Origin of the sequence: Promicromonospora sp. NPDC060271 (assembly GCF_042726755.1) — a bacterium.
GTDB lineage: Bacteria > Actinomycetota > Actinomycetes > Actinomycetales > Cellulomonadaceae > Promicromonospora.
The window spans coordinates 1-16,962 of sequence record NZ_JBHXBG010000053.1 but is presented as its reverse complement, the minus strand read 5'-3'; the positions used below and the strand labels follow the sequence as shown (position 1 = coordinate 16,962).

11 protein-coding genes are annotated in these 16,962 nt (G+C 73.1%); 3 read left to right on the top strand and 8 right to left on the bottom strand.

The window, feature by feature from the left end:
* Positions 1 to 165 precede the first annotated feature (165 nt).
* Positions 166 to 1,320: a ThiF family adenylyltransferase gene (locus ACFWE2_RS10615; protein ID WP_377224189.1), complete on the bottom strand. Its 1,155-nt coding sequence runs from the start codon at positions 1,318 to 1,320 to the stop codon at positions 166 to 168.
* Between the two features lie 77 nt (positions 1,321 to 1,397).
* On the opposite strand from ACFWE2_RS10615, the gene glgX reads away from it, so the two are divergent.
* Entirely contained in the window at positions 1,398 to 3,719 is a 2,322-nt protein-coding gene (gene glgX / locus ACFWE2_RS10610; protein ID WP_377224188.1) for a glycogen debranching protein GlgX, read from the top strand.
* A gap of 45 nt (positions 3,720 to 3,764) precedes the next feature.
* Positions 3,765 to 5,480 carry an FAD-binding dehydrogenase gene (locus ACFWE2_RS10605; protein WP_377224187.1) on the top strand — a complete coding sequence of 572 codons (1,716 nt, stop codon included), beginning with the start codon at positions 3,765 to 3,767 and terminating at the stop codon, positions 5,478 to 5,480.
* 221 nt (positions 5,481 to 5,701) lie between these two features.
* Here ACFWE2_RS10605 and ACFWE2_RS10600 read toward each other — a convergent pair whose 3' ends face one another.
* The 5 genes from ACFWE2_RS10600 to ACFWE2_RS10580 all read right to left on the bottom strand — a co-directional run bounded on the left by ACFWE2_RS10600 (position 5,702) and on the right by ACFWE2_RS10580 (position 12,983).
* Entirely contained in the window at positions 5,702 to 6,757 is a 1,056-nt protein-coding gene (locus tag ACFWE2_RS10600; RefSeq protein ID WP_377224186.1) for a prephenate dehydrogenase, read from the bottom strand.
* The gene (locus ACFWE2_RS10595) at positions 6,754 to 7,749 is read right to left on the bottom strand and encodes a prephenate dehydratase (protein ID WP_377224185.1); all 996 of its coding nucleotides are present in this window, start codon (positions 7,747 to 7,749) and stop codon (positions 6,754 to 6,756) included. Before ACFWE2_RS10595 ends, ACFWE2_RS10600 begins: the two co-directional genes overlap by 4 nt.
* 2 nt (positions 7,750 to 7,751) lie before the next feature.
* On the bottom strand, positions 7,752 to 8,591 hold the full coding sequence (locus ACFWE2_RS10590; RefSeq protein ID WP_377224184.1) for a hypothetical protein: 840 nt from the start codon (positions 8,589 to 8,591) through the stop codon (positions 7,752 to 7,754).
* Positions 8,592 to 8,646: 55 nt separating this feature from the next.
* Positions 8,647 to 12,135, bottom strand: a complete 3,489-nt coding sequence (locus ACFWE2_RS10585) for a VanW family protein (RefSeq protein WP_377224183.1) — start codon at positions 12,133 to 12,135, stop codon at positions 8,647 to 8,649.
* 449 nt (positions 12,136 to 12,584) lie between these two features.
* On the bottom strand, positions 12,585 to 12,983 hold the full coding sequence (locus ACFWE2_RS10580; protein WP_377224182.1) for a hypothetical protein: 399 nt from the start codon (positions 12,981 to 12,983) through the stop codon (positions 12,585 to 12,587).
* A 58-nt stretch (positions 12,984 to 13,041) separates the two neighbouring features.
* Between ACFWE2_RS10580 and ACFWE2_RS10575 the strand changes: the two genes are divergently transcribed.
* Positions 13,042 to 13,611, top strand: coding sequence for a hypothetical protein (locus ACFWE2_RS10575; protein WP_377224181.1), 570 nt, complete (start codon positions 13,042 to 13,044; stop codon positions 13,609 to 13,611).
* 12 nt (positions 13,612 to 13,623) lie between these two features.
* Here ACFWE2_RS10575 and ACFWE2_RS10570 read toward each other — a convergent pair whose 3' ends face one another.
* On the bottom strand, positions 13,624 to 14,796 hold the full coding sequence (locus ACFWE2_RS10570) for a PIG-L family deacetylase (protein ID WP_377224180.1): 1,173 nt from the start codon (positions 14,794 to 14,796) through the stop codon (positions 13,624 to 13,626).
* A gap of 31 nt (positions 14,797 to 14,827) precedes the next feature.
* Entirely contained in the window at positions 14,828 to 16,771 is a 1,944-nt protein-coding gene (gene typA / locus ACFWE2_RS10565) for a translational GTPase TypA (RefSeq protein ID WP_377224179.1), read from the bottom strand.
* Positions 16,772 to 16,962: the final 191 nt, after the last annotated feature.

Genomic DNA, 16,962 nt, shown 5'->3' with positions numbered 1-16,962 from the left:
GGCGGTGTCTCGCCCACCAAAGGTCCGGTACGTCCAGATGAACGGGACGTGTCCAGCAGGTGGGTCGGTTCCGCTTCACCCTGTTTTTTCGTCGGGTGAGCGCGGCGTTCCGCTTCGGGCGCGTGCCTCGCAAGCTCGGCCCGCACCCTGCGCTGCACTCTGCGCTCACCCGAGGATGGCGCGGCTCGTGACGTCGCGCCACCCCTCGGCACGCAGCAGCTGCTCCGCGCCGCGCGACCGCAGACCGCGCTCGCAGACCACGACAACAGGCCCGTCGAGGGGATGGTCGAGCAGCTCCGGCGGCAGGTCGCCGGCCGCGAGATCCTCCAGCCGGGCGAACACCGCACCGGGCACGGCACCCGGCCGCAGCCCGACGTCGAGCAGCAGCACCCCGGGCAGCTCGGGCAGCGGCCCAGGGCTGTCGGACGGCGGCCCGGCGGGCCCGTGCGCCGTCGTCCCCGCCGGCGGCGTCGCGTCCATGGCGGACGTCGGCTCCGCGGCCGGCATCGTCCCCGGCTCCGCGGCCGCCGTCGTCCCCGCCGTCGCGACATCACTCGAGGACGACGCCGGCGCGGCCAGCACGATCGTGTCCCACGCCGAGGTACGCGCGTCGTAGGCCAGCAGCCTGCCCAGCGCCGGATCGCCGGTACCGGTCAGGACCTTGACGGCCTCGACCGCCATCGTCGAGCCCACGACGCCGCACGCCGGGCTCAGCACGCCTACCGTCGCGCACGACTCCCCCTCGGGCGGCTGCGGGCCGAACACGTCGGGGTAGGTGATCGCCCTCCCGTCGGGGGCCGCGGACCAGAAGACGCTCACCTGGCCGTCCCAGCCCAGCACCGTGCCCCACACGACGGGCAGGCCGAGGCTCGCGGCGGCGTCGGAGACGGCATAGCGCGTCTGATAGGTGTCGGAGCCGTCGACCACCAGGTGGTAGCCGCCGAGGATCGCCGCGGCGTTGTCGCGGGTCAGCCGCTCGGAGTGCGCGACGACCTCCGCCGACGGCGCCAGCCCGCGCAGCGCGTCGGCGGCCGACGCCGTCTTGGGCCGTCCGATGTCCGCCACCGAGTGCAGCACCTGCCGCTGCAGGTTGGAGGCCTCGACGACGTCGTCGTCGACGATGCCGAGGGTGCCCACCCCTGCCGCGGCGAGGTACTGCAGCACCGGTGACCCGAGCCCGCCAGCGCCCACCACCACGACGCGCGCCGCGGCGAGGCGCTCCTGCGCGGCCAGACCGAACCCGTCGAGCAGGAGGTGCCGCGCGACCCGGCGGCGCTCGTCGGGCGCCAGGTGGCTCCGGCCGGGCTCGAGCTGCTCCATCCGCCCATTCCACCACGCCGGTCCGCAACAACCATCGAGGTTGGGCTGACAGTTGCCCGCCTGCAACGATGAGCCACATGGTGCACTCACGACGAGCAGAACCACAGCGGGCGCCGGGCGACCCGGCGCCCCGTCCGGTCGTCCGGCCCTTGATCCGGCCGACGGCCAGGCGCAGCCACGTCCCGCCGCTGGGCGTCTACGTCACGCCCGACGGCGGGATCGACGCGGCGGTCCTCGCGTCTCACGCCACCGCCGTCGACCTGTGCCTCATCGACGTGACCGACCCGGACCTGGACGAGCACGACCCCGCCCGGTACACCGAGCGCCGGGTCGAGATGGTGGGCCCGGTGTACGGCGTCTGGCACACGCACGTCCCCGACATCGCACCCGGCCAGCGCTACGGCTTCCGCGTGTACGGACCGTGGGAGCCCGAGGCGGGGATGCGGCACAACCCGGCCAAGCTGCTCGTCGACCCGTACGCCCGCGGGTTCGCGGGCCGGCTGCGCTACGGTCCCGAGGTGGTGGGCTCCGTGGCAACGGAGCGCGCGCCGGGCTGGTGGCTCGGTGACCGCTACGGCGCGGCGGACGACCGGGACTCGCTCGCGTACGTGCCGCACTCCGTCGTCGTCGCACCGCTGCCGCCGCCGGCACCCCTGTCGCGGCCACGCGTGCCATGGGCCGACACGGTGATCTACGAGGCGCACGTGCGCGGCCTGACCATGCTCCGCGAGGACATCCCCGCGGAGCTGCGCGGCACCTACGCCGGGGCGGCGCACCCTGCGATCGTCGAGCACCTGCTGAGCCTCGGCGTCACGACGCTGGAGCTGCTGCCGATCCACAAGAGCCTCTCCGAGTCGCGCCTGGCGGCCCAGGACCAGCAGAACTACTGGGGCTACAACACCCTCGGCTTCTTCGCGCCCAACGCCGCCTACGCCACGCAGGCGGCGCAGGACCAGGGCGCGGAAGCGGTGCTCGACGAGGTGCGCGGCATGGTCCACCTGCTGCACGAGGCGGGCATCGAGGTGCTGCTCGACGTCGTCTACAACCACACGTGCGAGGGCGGCGACGACGACCTGCACGTGGCCTGGCGCGGCCTCGACAACCCGCTCTACTACCTGCACGACGGCGCCTCGCCCGCCGCCCTCGCGGACGTCACCGGCACCGGCAACTCGCTGGACTTCCGGCGCCCGCGCGTGATCCAGATGGCCCTGGACTCGCTGCGGTACTGGGCCGAGACCGTCGGCGTGGACGGGTACCGGTTCGACCTGGCGGTGACGCTCGGCCGGGGAACCGTCGGCTTCGACCCGGACCACCCGTTCCTGGTCGCCCTGCAGACCGACCCCGTGCTGTCCGGCCTCAAGCTCGTCGCCGAGCCATGGGACGTCGGCCCGGGCGGCTGGCAGACCGGCTCGTTCCCTCCGCCCATGGCGGAGTGGAACGACCGGTTCCGCGACGCCGCGCGCGCCTTCTGGCTGGACGCGCCCAAGCAGGGCGTGCGGGGGCAGGAGATGCTCGGCCTGCGCGACCTCGCGACGCGGCTGGCCGGGAGCGCCGACCTGTTCGGGCCGAGCGACCCGCCGCTGGTGCGCGGGCCCGTCGCGTCCGTGAACTACGTGACGGCGCACGACGGTTTCACGCTCGCCGACCTCGTGGCCTACGACTACAAGCACAACGAGGACAACCGCGAGGACAACCGCGACGGCACGGACAACAACCTGTCGTGGAACCACGGGATCGAGGGGCACACACCCACCGGCGACGACGCGACCACCGAACCGTGGCAGGCCATCGTGCCGCCGCGCCGCAGGTCGCAGCGGAACCTGCTGGGCACGCTGCTGCTCTCCGCCGGTACCCCCATGCTCACGGCCGGTGACGAGTTCGGCCGCAGCCAGGGCGGCAACAACAACGCGTACGTGCAGGACAACGAGGTCTCGTGGCTGCGATGGGCGATGGACGACGCGGCGACCGACCTGCTCGAGACCACCCGGTACCTGCTGCGGCTGCGGCGGGAGCACCCCGCGCTGCGCGCCGACTCGTTCTTCCTGGGCTCGCCGCGGCCGAACGAGTCCGACCCGGACCTGCTCTGGTTCGCCGACGACGGTGCGCTGATGGAGCCCGTCACCTGGAACCAGACCTGCCGGCGCGTGCTGCAGATGCTGCGTCCGGGGCCGGCGGCGGGCGACGCCGACGTGCTCCTGGTCATCAACGGCAACCTGGAGGACGCCCACGTGACACTGCCCCCGCGGGCCGACACGGACAGCGCGCCCTGGCAGCTCGTCTGGGACTCCTCGTGGGACTTCCCCTTCGTCCCCGAGGACGAGGCGGGCCCGCGGACCTCGGTGACGCTGGACGCGCTCAGCCTCCAGGTGCTGCTCTCGCAGGGTTCACCCCGGGGATGACCTGAGGACGGCGCCACGCGGCGGATGCCCCGCTAGGGTTCGAACATGACTGACTCCGTCCACAACAACGACGTTGCGACCACGGTCGAGACCGACGTCATCGTCATCGGCGCCGGGCTGTCGGGGCTGGTCACGGCGACCGAGCTGACGGCGGCGGGCAAGCGGGTGGTCCTGCTCGACCAGGAGCCCGCCGCGTCGCTGGGCGGTCAGGCGTGGTGGTCGTTCGGCGGGCTGTTCCTCGTGGACACCCCCGAGCAGCGCCGCCTCAAGGTGAAGGACTCGTTCGATCTCGCCTTCGCCGACTGGCTCGGATCGGCCCGGTTCGCGCCGGGCGCCGAGCGTGGCGAGGGCCCGGACCGCTTCGGCTACCGGTGGGCCAAGGGGTTCGTCGAGTTCGCCGCCGGTGACATGCGGCCGTGGCTGCACGCCAAGGGGGTGCGCTGGTTCCCCGCGGTGCAGTGGGCGGAGCGGGGCGGATACCCGGCGGGCGGCCACGGCAACTCGGTGCCGCGCTTCCACGTCACGTGGGGCACGGGACCCGCCGTCGTCGCGCCGTTCGTCGTCGCCGCGCGCGAGGCGAACCGGGCCGGGCTGCTCGACCTGCGCTTCCGGCACCGGGTCACGTCGCTGGTCACCACGGACGGCCGGGTCACGGGGGTACGTGCCGAGATCCTTGCCGACGACGACGCCGGCCGCGGCGAACCCTCCAGCCGCACGGTGACCGGCGAGGTCGAGCTGTCCGCGCGGGCCGTGGTCGTGGCGAGCGGCGGCATCGGCGCGAACCACGACCTGGCGCGCGCCCACTGGTCGGCGGACGCCGGCCGTCTGCCCGCGCGCATGCTGTCGGGCGTGCCGGACTCCACGGACGGGCTCATGCTCGGCGTGGCCGCGGCGTCGGGCGCCGCGCTGGTGCACGAGGACCGGATGTGGCACTACCCCGAGGGCATAGCGAACCACTCGCCGGTCTGGTCGAGGCACGGCATCCGGATCCTCCCCGGCCCGTCGTCCCTGTGGCTCGACGCCGACGGCGGCCGCCTGCCCAGCCCGCTGTTCCCCGGTTTCGACGCGCTCGGCGCGCTGCGGCACGTGACCACCCGCGGCGACGACCACTCCTGGTTCGTGCTGAACAAGACGATCATGGAGAAGGAGTTCGCGCTGTCGGGCTCCGAGCAGAACCCCGACCTGACCGGCAAGTCGGTACCGCTGCTGCTGGAGCGCGTACGCGGGAAGTCGGTGCCGGTGCGGACGTTCGCGGAGCAGTCGGAGGAGTTCCTCTGGGCGAGCACGCCCGCCGAGCTCGCCGCGAAGATGAACGCGCTGACCGAGGCCACCGAGGGTTCCACCGGGCACATCGACGCCGAGGCGCTCACGGCCCTCATCACCGCCCGGGACGCGCAGGTGGCCTCGGGTCTCGGCAAGGACCCGCAGGTCGTGGCGACGTCGGCCGCGCGGCACTTCATCGTGGACAAGGCCATCCGGGTGTCCCCGCCGCGCGCCCTCACCGATCCTCAGGACGGGCCGCTGCTCGCCGTCCGCCTGACGGTGCTGACCCGCAAGACGCTGGGCGGCCTCTGGTGCGACGAGACGGGCCGCGCGCTGACTCCGTCCGGCGACGTGCTGGAGGGTCTGTGGGCGGTCGGCGAGGCCGCTGGCTTCGGCGGCGGTGGCTCGCACGGGCACCGCGCGCTGGAGGGCACGTTCCTGGGCGGCTGCCTCTTCACGGGCCGGACGACGGGCCGGGCCCTGGCAGCGGCGCTGTAACCATCGGGGCATGACGAAGGCGGGCTGGGCTGTGTACGAACACTGCCGGACCCGCCTTCGGTCACAATTTATCACTAGGGTCAGCCGCCGCACCGTCGCGTCCTTGGCGATGTGTAAAGGTCGGGGCGAAGAACTCTGCACTGATGAATGTTCGCCCTGCAGAGCCGATTCCGCACACGATGGTGGCAGTTGTTGCTTATACGCAACGGCGGGCGACGACTTCAACGCGCCGGCTGGAGCTCCGCGCCTCGGTCATCGAGCCGGACCACGACAGCACCCGCCGCGCACCGCGCCACCAGCTCAGCGGGCCAGTCGCCCGTCAGCGGCACCACCTCGACGTCCGAGCGGGCGCCGGGGCGGGTCCCGTCGCCCGGTCGCAGGCCGATCACGCGCGGGCCACCCGGGCGGCCGATCAGCTCCCGTACCGGATCGGGACGGTCGAAGAACCAGTGCGTCGGCGCGTTGGACTCGAGGTCGTCCGCGAGCCGTTCGAGGTCCCGGGCCGCGAGCCGCAGCACCGGGGCCACCCAGGCCGCGTTCTCGGTGACCATCGCCTCGGTGCGGCGCGGGTCGGTGAGCCCGACCCGGGTCCCGTCCCGGAACGAGCCGGCCGCGAGCCCCAGCGCCAGGTCCCGCACCGGCGCGCCGGACACCGCCCCGAGCAGCTGGTTGGCCAGGACGTGGGGAACGTGCGACACGAGGGCGGCCGCCTCGTCGTGCAGGTCGTCCGTGAGCACGGCGGCCGTCCCGCCGAGCGGGCCGGTCACCAGCCGCAGCACCCGTTCCAGCCGGGCGGGATCGGTTCCGGTCGCGCCGGTCCGGGCCGCCGCGCACGTCACCGCCCACGGTATGCCCTGCATCAGCTCCGCCGACGAGGCATCGAACCCGCTCCGTTCGGTCCCCGACATCGGGTGCGCGCCGACGTACCGGCCCGCCAGACCGGCGTCCGCCACGGCTTCCCGCACCGGAGCCTTCACGGAGCCGACGTCGGTCACCGTCGGGTCCCAGCCGGGCTCGCCCGCCAGTGCCTCGGCGAGCTCACCCGCGACCGCGCGCATGGCGCGCAGCGGTGCGGCGAGCACCACGATCTCGGGCCGGTGCAGGGCGAGCCCCGCGACGTCGTCCACGACCGAGAGGCCCGCCGCGCGGGCCTCCTCGTTCGACGCCGGGTCGGTCGCGACGACCGGCACACCGGCCGCCTGCAGCGCCCTCGCCAGGGAGCCACCGATCAGGCCGAGCCCGACGATGCCCACCGGGCCGCTCTGCGGGCCGCTCACCACAGGAGCCCACGTTCACGCGCCTGGTCGGAGTCCTTGGCCGAGATGGAGCCGACCGGGACGTGGTCCGGGTCGAGCACGCCGTCGAGCGCCCGGAAGCCGGCGCCCGCCGGGAACAGGCCGAGCGTCTTGAGGGAGTCGCCCGCGGCGAGCAGGTCGCTCATCACCTCGCGGGCGCCCTGGTCCCACGGCGCCTCGTCGAACGTCACGACGAAGACGTACTTGCTCTCCTGGGCCTTGAGCGGCCGCGTGATCAGGCTCGACATGTTCACGCCCCGGTCCCCGAACGCCGCGGTGATCCGTGCGAGCACGCCCGGCCCGGTCACCGCGGGGGTGATGGCCAGCATCGTCTTCCAGGCCGTCGCGCCCGCCGCCCGCGATCGCGCCAGGTGCTCGTCGGCCGCGCTCCGCCGGGTCAGGACGAGGAACCGGGTGCGTCCCCCGCGGAAGTCCTCCACCGCCTTCGCGTACGTGTCCAGCCCGTAGAGCTCGCCGCAGATCGTCGGCCCGAGCGCGATGGTGCCCGGTCCGGCATCGCGGCAGGCCGCCGCGTTCGACGACGCCGGAGCGGTCGCCAGGCCGGTGCCCGTGACGAACCCGGCGCACTGCGCCAGGCCGTGCGGGTGCGCGGAGACCTCGGTCAGCTCGCCGTGACCAGGGCGCACGAACGCGTCGAACGACACGTCGAGCGCCACCTCGTCCACCGCGACGACGTCCGGGCTGGACAGCAGCGCGTCCAGCGAGGGCACCACGTAGCCCTCCACCGACGACTCGATGGCGACGACGCCGACGTCGGCGCTCCCGTCGGCCACCGCGTCGTGCACGTTCTTGACGGTGGCGAGCGGCTCGACGGTCATCTCGGCCGTGGAACCACCTGCCGCGGTGTGCCGGCTCGCCCACTCCAGCGCAGCCTGGTGCGTGAACGTACCCTCAGGGCCCAGGTATGCGGCCCGGGTGCCGCCCTCTGCGCTCGCCTCCGTGCTGTCCGCCATCGTCATGCCCATCGGGGCGTGAGAGCGTCCGGGCCCGGCACGAACGAGTCGCCGGGCAGGACGGCCAGGGTGCGGTGTGCGACGCCCCGCTCGGTGAGGGCGGCGACCAGGTCGCTCAGCACGTCCGACGTCGGGCAGGAGAACGACGCGAAGAACACGTGCGGCCCGGCCGACGACGGCTGGCTGCGCAGGTGGTCCAGGTCGAGGCCGGCGTCGGCGACGAGCGCGAGCGTCGGCTGCAGGGAGCCGAGGTGGTCGTCGGCAGGCCCGAACGCGAGCCAGACCTGCGCGGGCTCCGCGAAGGGCGGCCAGTCGTCGCGGGACTCCAGGAGCCCGTACCAGACGGGTCCGCCCTCGGCAAGGGCCGCGCTGTCCGGGAGCTCCGCGAAGCCCGCCGGGACCCGGGACCGTTCGATCACCAGGGACCCGCCCTCACCCGCGAGGGCTATCCGCTCCTCGACGCTCGTGCGCGTCGGCACGAGGCGCGGGCTGGCGCCGAGGCTCCGCAGGACGCTCGCGCAGTCGCGCATCCCTGCCTCGTCGACCACCACCTGGCCCACCGTCGAGCCCGCACCGACCCACACCCACTGGCCGGGCACGGCCACCGCACCCGTCACGATGAGCGACGACGCGCCCTCGAGGAGGGCACGCTCGAGGCCTGGCGCGGGGTGCTCCGGGTGTCCGAGGTGCACCACCGCCGCCAGCGCCTCGATACCGGCCACCGTGGCGAGCGTGTCCGCCGTGGTGCCGAGGTCCAGCAGTTCGACCGGGTCGTTCCAGCCCGCCATCTGCGCGGCAAGCACCGCGTGCGCGGGAGACTCCCGCTCGCTACGTCCAAGCATGTGCGAAACCTACCGCCGGTGAGCCGTCCGGGCCCTACCGGGCTGGTCACAGGCGCTAGTCACAGACCACCGGGTTGTCCGGGTTGTACGTGTGGTTGAAGGAGTTCTCCTTGGCCAGCTCGTCACCCAGGTAGACCTTGCGGGTGATACCGATCGAGAAGCCTGCCTCGCCGCCCGGGTACGGCTCGCAGTCGGCCGACGAGTCGTGGACCGGCGACGTGGGCACGACGTTCGTCTTGCCGGTGTTGCTCTCCTCGACCCGGTAGTGCTTCGTGCTCCAGATCTTGACCCAGAGCTCGCCGCCCGCCACGTAGGACTGGAGCACCGCGCCGTAGGGGGTGTCGTTGGTGAACTTCATGTCCTTCGCGCCCACGTAGATCGTGGCCTCACGGCCCGGTGGGTAGCGCGGGAACCAGAAGGAGTGCGCGTGGTGCTCCACGTCCTCGTAGCCGGCGAAGAACCCCGCGTTGAAGGTCGTCGTCGCCATCTGCGAGAGCCCGCCGCCCACTGCCTCCACGTGCTCGCCGTTCTCGATGACGCCCGCGTCGAAGTAGCCGTTCTCCAGCGTGATCGGCGCCAGGGCGTCGAGCAGGGAGAACGTCTCCCCCGGCTTCACGAGGTTGCCGGTGATCATCTCGGCACCGCGCACCAGGTTCTGCGTGCGCACCGGCTCGTTCGTCAGCGGCGTGTGGAACTCGGAGACCACTTCCTTGACCCCGAGGGCCTTCAGGGAGTCGACGGTCTCCTTCGGCTCCTGCTCGACCAGCTCGACGGACGTCTCCCGGTCGTCGCCCGTCGCGGCGGTCCGCACGGCCTTGCCCGCGGCGGCGGGGTCGAGGGTGGTACCCGGCTCGCCCCCGACGACCGTCGGCTTGCCGCCGGCGAACTCGAAGTGGGCGTCGGACGGAACGTCCAGCAGGTTGTCGGTACCGTCGACGAGCGCCGCGACGGTCGCCTCCCCGTCCACGAACGTGACGAGCTCGCCGTCGCGCTGCTCGAACCGGAACAGCCCTGCCAGCACGTCCGGGGCCAGGACCGGCGACTGCCCGCCGACGGAGACCGTGACCGGCGCGGAGATGATCTTCTGCGCGACGGCGAGGCTGTCGTCGGTCTCCTGCTGCGTGATGGTCGGCTCGACCGGTTCGACCGGCAGGTCGTACGGACCGGGCTGGAGGATCCAGCGCTCCTGGATGATGCGCGAGGTCTCGCTCGCGACGATCCGGGAGCCCTCCTTCGGGTCCGTCTTGACCGCCTGTCCGTCGACGAACGAGACGGTGCCGTCGACGGGCTCGACGGCGAGCGACTTCTCGAGGCCGGCCACCGCGGCGTCGAACTTCTTCTGGTCGATGGCCAGGACGAGCGCCTCGTCCGAGCCGCCGAACATGTGCTCCCACATCCGCACCGGGCTCAGCGAGAACTCGGTGAGCTCCGCCGCCGTCGCCTCCGCGTCGATCGCGAGGCCGCTCGGCTCCGGGGAGAGCTGGGCCTTGCCCTCGCCCGCGGTGAGCTCGATCGGCTCCTTCGCGCGCGGAGCGAGCTGCTCGGTGATCGCGGCGGCGGCCTGGGCCTGCGTCATGCCGCCGACGTCGACACCGGCCACCGTGGTCTCGCGCGGCGTCTTGTCGCTCAGCCCCCACGCCACGAAGGCGTAGACCGCGAACAGCAGGACAGCGACCAGCACGGAGACCAGCGCGATCTTCGGGCCGCGGCTCGGGGCACCGTCCCCGGCAAGACCGAAGAACTCACCCTCGCCGGACGCGCCGGGACCGTTGGGGCCGCCGGAGCCGACAGGACTGAACGGCCCGCCGGGACCACCCGGTCCGGCGGGGCCGTGCGGCCCACCCGGCTCCTGGGCGGAGGCCACCGATGACGCCGCGTCCGGACGCACCGGCGCCCAGCGGGTACCGGCCAGCGGGCGGGACACCCGCTGGATGGCGCCGGTCAGCGGCTTCAGGAAGGAGTTCTGGTCGGTCGCCTCCGGCGGCACGACGCCGGGAGGCGGCGTGACCGCCCCCGGCTGCTGGTCGGGCGAACGCGGCGGGACCGACGGCGGAGCCGCGGGCGCGGGCGGAACGGCGGACGCGGCCGGAGCGGCAGGAGTGACAGGCCCGGCCGGAGCGGCGGCGGCACTCGCCGCGGCGCCGGCAGCGGCTCCGGCGGCAGCAGCGCCAGTTGCCGCTGCGGCGGACGCCGCGCCGGGCGCCGTGGTGCGCGGAGCCGGCTGGGTGGGCGCCGCCTTGCCGGGTGCATCCGTCCTGGGTGCCGGCGCCGCGGCTGCTGGCGCCGCGGGGCGCGAGGCTTCGGCGGCCGGCGTGCCGGGAACCTGGCCGGTGCCGGGAGCCGCACCGGCGGAGGTTCCGGTCTTCGACTCGTCGGAGGTCCTGCCGGCGGCCGTCGCGGCGGGAGCCTGGCCGGCGGGCGCGGCGGCTTCGGCCGGCTGGGCAGAGCCCTGCGGCGAGGCGGACGCGCCGTCGGCGCTGTTCGTGCCGGGCGCCGTCTTGGGCGGACGGTCGAACGCGAAGACCCGCGGCGTGTAGCCGCTGCGCTGCGTCGCGGCCGCCTTCGTCTGCGGCGTCTCCAGCTTCTCCACGACCGTCTGCAGCACCGCAACCGGTACGGGGTCGACGACGGCCGGTACGACCGGTGCGCTCTCGGTCGAGGACTTGTCCGAAACGGATCCGCTCACGGACGCGGGCCGGCTCGCGGCGTCGGGCTTGGCCGGAGCCGCAGCGGCAGGCTCGCTCGGGGCCCTTGGCGCGCTCGGGGCGGCGGCCTCGGGCGTGCTCGGGACCTTGGCTTCGCCAGGGTCCGCCGCCTCGGGCCTGGTCGGAGCCTTGGCCTCGTCAGGAGCCGCGACCACAGGCTCGCTCCGGGTCTTGGCCTCGCTCGGGACCGCGGCCTCGGGCTTGTTCGGGGCTGCGGGCTCGCTCGGGACCGCGACCTCGGGCTTGTTCGGGGCTGCGGGCTCGCTCGGAACCGTGGCCCCCGGACCGGTCGGAGCCTTGGCCCCGCCAGGAGCCGCTGCCGCAGGCTCGCTCGAGGTCTTGGCCGCACTCGGGACCGCGGCCTCCGGCCCGGTCGGGGCCTTGGGCTCGCTCGGAACCGCGGCCTCGGGCTTGCTCGGAGCTGCAGGCTCGCTCGACAGTGCGGCCTCAGGCTTGCTCGGAGCCTCCGGCTCGCTCGGAGCCGCACCCGCGGGCGCGGCCGGAGCCGCAGGCTCGCTCGCCGATCCGGACGCGGTCGCACCAGGGATCTCCGCCCTGTTCGAGGACGCGGCCTGGTTCGGGGACGCGGGCGGGTTCGCGAACACTGGCGGGTTCGGGGACACCGGCGGGACCGGCGCCTCGGACGCGCCAGGAGCCTCCGGCTCGTTCGACGTCGCACGCGGGGCCGACGACTCGGGCCCGCTCGGTGTACCCGCCGACGCCTCGGCGTCCGCTCCAGGGCCCGTGGGGGCGTTCTCGGCCGGCGCGGGCGGTGCCGCGGGCGGCACGACGGGCGGGCGCGGGGCCTCTGGGGCCTCGGACTGCTCCGGAGGGGTCACGGGCTGGGCCTTCTCTGGGGATCTGGGGTCCGGCTGCGCGGTCGGCTGACCGGCCGGTACTGAGGTCTGCGCTGCCCCGGGCTCGCTCGGGCGTATCGGGGGCTTCGCGACCTGCCTCGGCACGCTGCCAGGGCGCGTTCGGGACAAGGGGGGAGGCGTCACCGGGGCGGGTTGTGTCCCGGTGTTCTCGTCTGACGTCGGCTCGAGCGGTTCGTCACGCTCGGTCGGCTGGCCCATCGGCACGCTCCGTGCAACTACCCGAGACGCGGGCTCTCCGCGTCCCCCAAGGGCGCACCTGGCCTGCGGCGAATCCGCTGGACGGGGCCGCCCTGCCGGGCATCCTATCCAGCGGGAATCCCGCCCGAGGCCGCGTACTGGACGCCCCGAGGTGGAGGTTGTGTATCAATCCTTCACCCCATCCTGAACCAGCCTGCGAAGGACCGCAGACGTCAGGCGGCAGGCCGATCTCGGCGTGCCGGAACCTCAGCGAACCACGACGACGGCAGGAACGCGACGACCGCCAGGACCGCCACCCCCGAGTACGACCAGACCATGCCGAGCGCACCAGCCGGGACCACGACGTCGCCACCGGAACCCGGCAGCGACAGAGCCTGCACCATGGCGACCCAGCCGACGCCGAATCCAAGCAGTGTGCCGTAACCTGCCCAGGCGCGCGCGAGCACGCCCGCCGCGGCGGTCAGCGCCAGGGCGAGAGCCAGCCCGAGGTACCACGACTCGTCGCCGAACCGGTGCACGACGGTCCCGAGGCCGCCCATGACCACGCCGAGCAGCACGGCGAGCAGGGTGCGCACGATCGTGCGTCCGAGGTGGCGTCCGCGTGAGTTCACCCAGCCATTGTCCAGCATCCAACTGGGAGGACACTGCGAATGTGCGACACTCCGGCGGGTGAACACGCTTCAGGCACAGACTCAGCTCATCGTTCGACAGCGCATCCGCATGATGGTCAACCAGTACGAGGTGCACGGCGCGCGGCCCGACGGCTCGGAGGGCGAGCTCTACGCGTTCGCACAGCAGAAGCGCATGGCCTTCCGCGAGCAGGTGACTCTCTACACCGACGACACCAAGCGGGAGCCGGTGCTCGGCTTCAAGGCCCGCCAGATGATGGACCTCCGCGCCACCTACGACGTCGTCGATGCCGGCGGGTCCCCGATCGGCTCGTTCCGCAAGGACTTCGCCAAGTCGCTGCTGCGCAGCACCTGGCACCTCGAGCAGCCTGGGCTGGGCACGGCAACCGGGGCCGAGCGCAGCATGCCGGTCGCGCTCATCCGCCGGTTCACCGAGATCGACTGGCTGCCCTACCACTTCGACTTCCTGCTCGACGGCCGGCCCGCCTTCTCCGTGGAGAAGAAGTGGGGCCTGCGTGACCGCTACGTCGTCAACATCCAGGACCCGAACATCGACCGCCGGCTGGTGACGGCCATGGCGATCGCCCTGGACGCCCTCCAGGAGCGCTGACCCCGTCCCGCCCTACCTCGGCGCGACGACGAGGTAGGTCTCGTGGCCGAGGATCGGCGCCAGCACACCGTTCGACAGGGCGTACCACCCGGCGACCGGCCCTTCGGGGCGCGCCAGCGCGGTCGCATGCTGCACCTGCGTGGCGTGCGCCCGCATCGCCTCGACGACCGGCCCCAGCACTCCCAGCGCCTCGACCCGCACGACGCGCGAGCCGTCGCCACGTGCGAAACCGTCGACCCTCGTGGTCGGCAGATCGTCAGGAGATCGGTAGTCCGAGGTGCCGATCTCCTGACGTTCTGCCGACCACTCCAGGTCCGGCTTGGCGTACGGCGGCAGGTCCTCGTCCGGGTCCGCGAAGGTGAGTCCCCCGGCAGCGGCGAGCGTGACCGCCTCCGGCAGGGCGGCGAGCGTCGCACGCGCCTGCCGGACCTCGTCCGCCGGCGCGACCGCCTGCCACAGCTCGGCTCCGGCCCACGGCTCGGCCCGCTGCCCGACGGCGGCAAGCTCGCCCCCGCGCGCCGCCGCACCCGCACCGTCCGGCTGCCAGGCGGGGTCCGCCGCGAGCTCGAGCGCGCGGACCGTCACCTGGTGCGCGCGCACGTGGTCGGGGTGCCCGTACCCGCCCCCGGGCTCGTAGGTGGCGACGACGGCGGGACGGCGGGCGCGGACGAGGGCCGCGAGCCGCCCGGCGGACTCGTCGAGCGGAACCCGTGCGAACGCCGTCGGCGGGGAGTCCGGTGCCGGCCCGGCGACGCCGGGCGCCACCCAGGTCATACCGGAGTCCTCGTACCGCACCTCCGCCGAGGCTTCGGGCACGCCGGTCTCCCCGGTCGGGGGCGGCCCGGCGGGCAGGGTGTCCAGGAAGGCGTGCTCGACGACGCCGTCGACTCCCCCGCCGAGCTGTCGCAGGGCTGCGGCCAGCTCACCCTCGCGGTAGGCGCCGAGCGCGGGCCCGTCACCCTCGAGACCGGCCCGGCCCTCCGACGTCGTACCCGGGAGGGCGATGACCTCGCCGCGTTCCCCGCGCGTGCACGTCACCACGCAGACGGGCCGCCCGGCGGCCGCGAACGTGGCCAGCAGTCCGCCGGTCGACAGCGTCTCGTCGTCGGGATGCGCATGAACGGCGAGCACCCCGCCGGAGAAAGAACTGAGTGCTGGATATCCGCCCTCGGAACGACCGTTCACGGGCGAATATCCAGCACTCAGCGGTGGGACGTCAGGAACGCTTGGCGCGAGCCGTCGCGCGGGCGCGGTCCGTGGCGTTCAGGAGCACCTTGCGGATGCGGACGACCTCGGGGGTCACCTCGACGCACTCGTCCTCCTGCGCGAACTCCAGCGACTCCTCGAGCGTGAGCTTGCGCGGCGGGATCAGGTTCTCGAAGTTGTCGGCGGTCGAGGACCGCATGTTCGTCAGCTTCTTCTCCTTGGTGATGTTGACGTCCATGTCCTCGTTGCGCGAGTTCTCGCCGACGATCATGCCCTCGTACACCTCCTGCGTGGGGTCCACGAAGAAGGAGCCGCGCTCCTGCAGGTTGATCATGGCGAACGGCGTCACCTTGCCGGCGCGGTCCGCGACCAGCGAGCCGGTCATGCGCGACTCGATGGGGCCGTGCCACGGCTCGTAGCCCTCGGAGATCGACGCCGCGATGCCGGTACCGCGCGTGTCCGTGAGGAACTGGGTGCGGAAGCCGATGAGGCCGCGCGCCGGGACCATGAACTCCATGCGGACCCAGCCGGTGCCGTGGTTCGTCATGGTCTCCATGCGGCCCTTGCGCTGCGCGAGGAGCTGCGTGACGGAGCCGAGGTACTCCTCGGGCACGTCGATGGTCATGCGCTCCATCGGCTCGTGGGTCTTGCCGTCGATCTGCTTGGTGACGACCTGCGGCTTGCCGACCGTGAGCTCGAAGCCCTCGCGGCGCATCTGCTCGACCAGGATCGCCAGGGCCAGCTCGCCACGGCCCTGCACCTCCCAGGCGTCGGGGCGCTCGGTCGGGAGCACCTTCAGCGAGACGTTACCGATCAGCTCGGAGTCGAGGCGGTCCTTGACCTGGCGGGCGGTGACCTTGTGGCCCTTGCCGCCCTTGCCCGCGAGCGGGGAGGTGTTGATACCGATGGTCATCGAGATCGCGGGGTCGTCGACCGTGATGAGCGGCAGCGGGCGCGGGTCGTCGATGTCCGTGAGGGTCTCGCCGATCATGATGTCCGCGATGCCCGCGACGGCGACGATCTCGCCGGGGCCGGCCTTGTCGGTCGGCACGCGGTCGAGCGCCTTGGTCTCCAGCAGCTCGGTGATCTTCACGCTCTGCAGGGTGCCGTCGTGGCGGGCCCACGCGACGCTCTGGCCCTTGGACAGGGTGCCGTTGTGGATGCGCAGCAGCGCGAGACGGCCGAGGAACGGCGACGCGTCGAGGTTGGTGACGTGCGCCTGCAGCGGCACGCCCTCCTCGTAGGTCGGGGCCGGGATCTTCTCGAGGATCGTCGCGAACAGCGGCTCGAGGTCCTCGTTGTCCGGCAGGCCGCCGTCGGCGGGCTGGTCGGTCGAGGCGCGGCCGGCCTTGGCCGACGCGTACACGACGGGCACGTCGAGGATGGCGTCCAGGTCGAGGTCCTCGACCTCGTCCGACAGGTCGCCGGCCAGGCCGAGCAGCAGGTCGGTGGTCTCGGCGACGACGTCGGTGATGCGGGCGTCGGGGCGGTCCACCTTGTTCACGACGACGATGACGGGCAGCTTGGCCGCCAGGGCCTTGCGCAGCACGAAGCGGGTCTGGGGCAGCGGGCCCTCGGACGCGTCGACGAGCAGCACGACGCCGTCGACCATCGACAGGCCGCGCTCGACCTCGCCACCGAAGTCGGCGTGGCCAGGGGTGTCGATCACGTTGATGGTGATGCCGTCGGGCTCACCGTTCGCGGCGGCCGCCGGGCCGGAGTACCGGATGGCGGTGTTCTTCGCGAGGATCGTGATGCCCTTCTCACGCTCCAGGTCACCCGAGTCCATGACGCGGTCCTCGACGTGCTGGCGCGCGCCGAAGGATCCGGACTGCCGCAGCATGGCGTCCACGAGCGTGGTCTTGCCATGGTCGACGTGGGCCACGATCGCGACGTTTCGAAGGTCGGAACGGGTCGCACGGACCGAGGTCGGCGCGGTTGCAGGCACGGTCACGAAGCACTCATTTCCAGAAGGGAGGTCAGGGGCGCGGACTCTGGTCCGGAGCGGACCGGTCTCGCAGCACCACCCATCTTACCCGCGAATCGAAATCACCAGGTGTCGACCGTGTCACTGTCCGGTGAATACAACAGCGCCGAGACAGGTCCGCGAAGTAGAGCGCCTGTCCGGGTCGCCCGGGGTCACCG

Bases quoted from the DNA above. Each gene is read 5' to 3' on its own strand.
- glgX (WP_377224188.1), top strand. From the start codon at position 1,398: ATGGTGCACTCACGACGAGCAGAACCACAGCGGGCGCCGGGCGACCCG.
- ACFWE2_RS10605 (WP_377224187.1), top strand. From the start codon at position 3,765: ATGACTGACTCCGTCCACAACAACGACGTTGCGACCACGGTCGAGACC.
- ACFWE2_RS10615 (WP_377224189.1), bottom strand. From the start codon at position 1,320: ATGGAGCAGCTCGAGCCCGGCCGGAGCCACCTGGCGCCCGACGAGCGC.
- ACFWE2_RS10590 (WP_377224184.1), bottom strand. From the start codon at position 8,591: ATGCTTGGACGTAGCGAGCGGGAGTCTCCCGCGCACGCGGTGCTTGCC.
- ACFWE2_RS10595 (WP_377224185.1), bottom strand. From the start codon at position 7,749: ATGGCGGACAGCACGGAGGCGAGCGCAGAGGGCGGCACCCGGGCCGCA.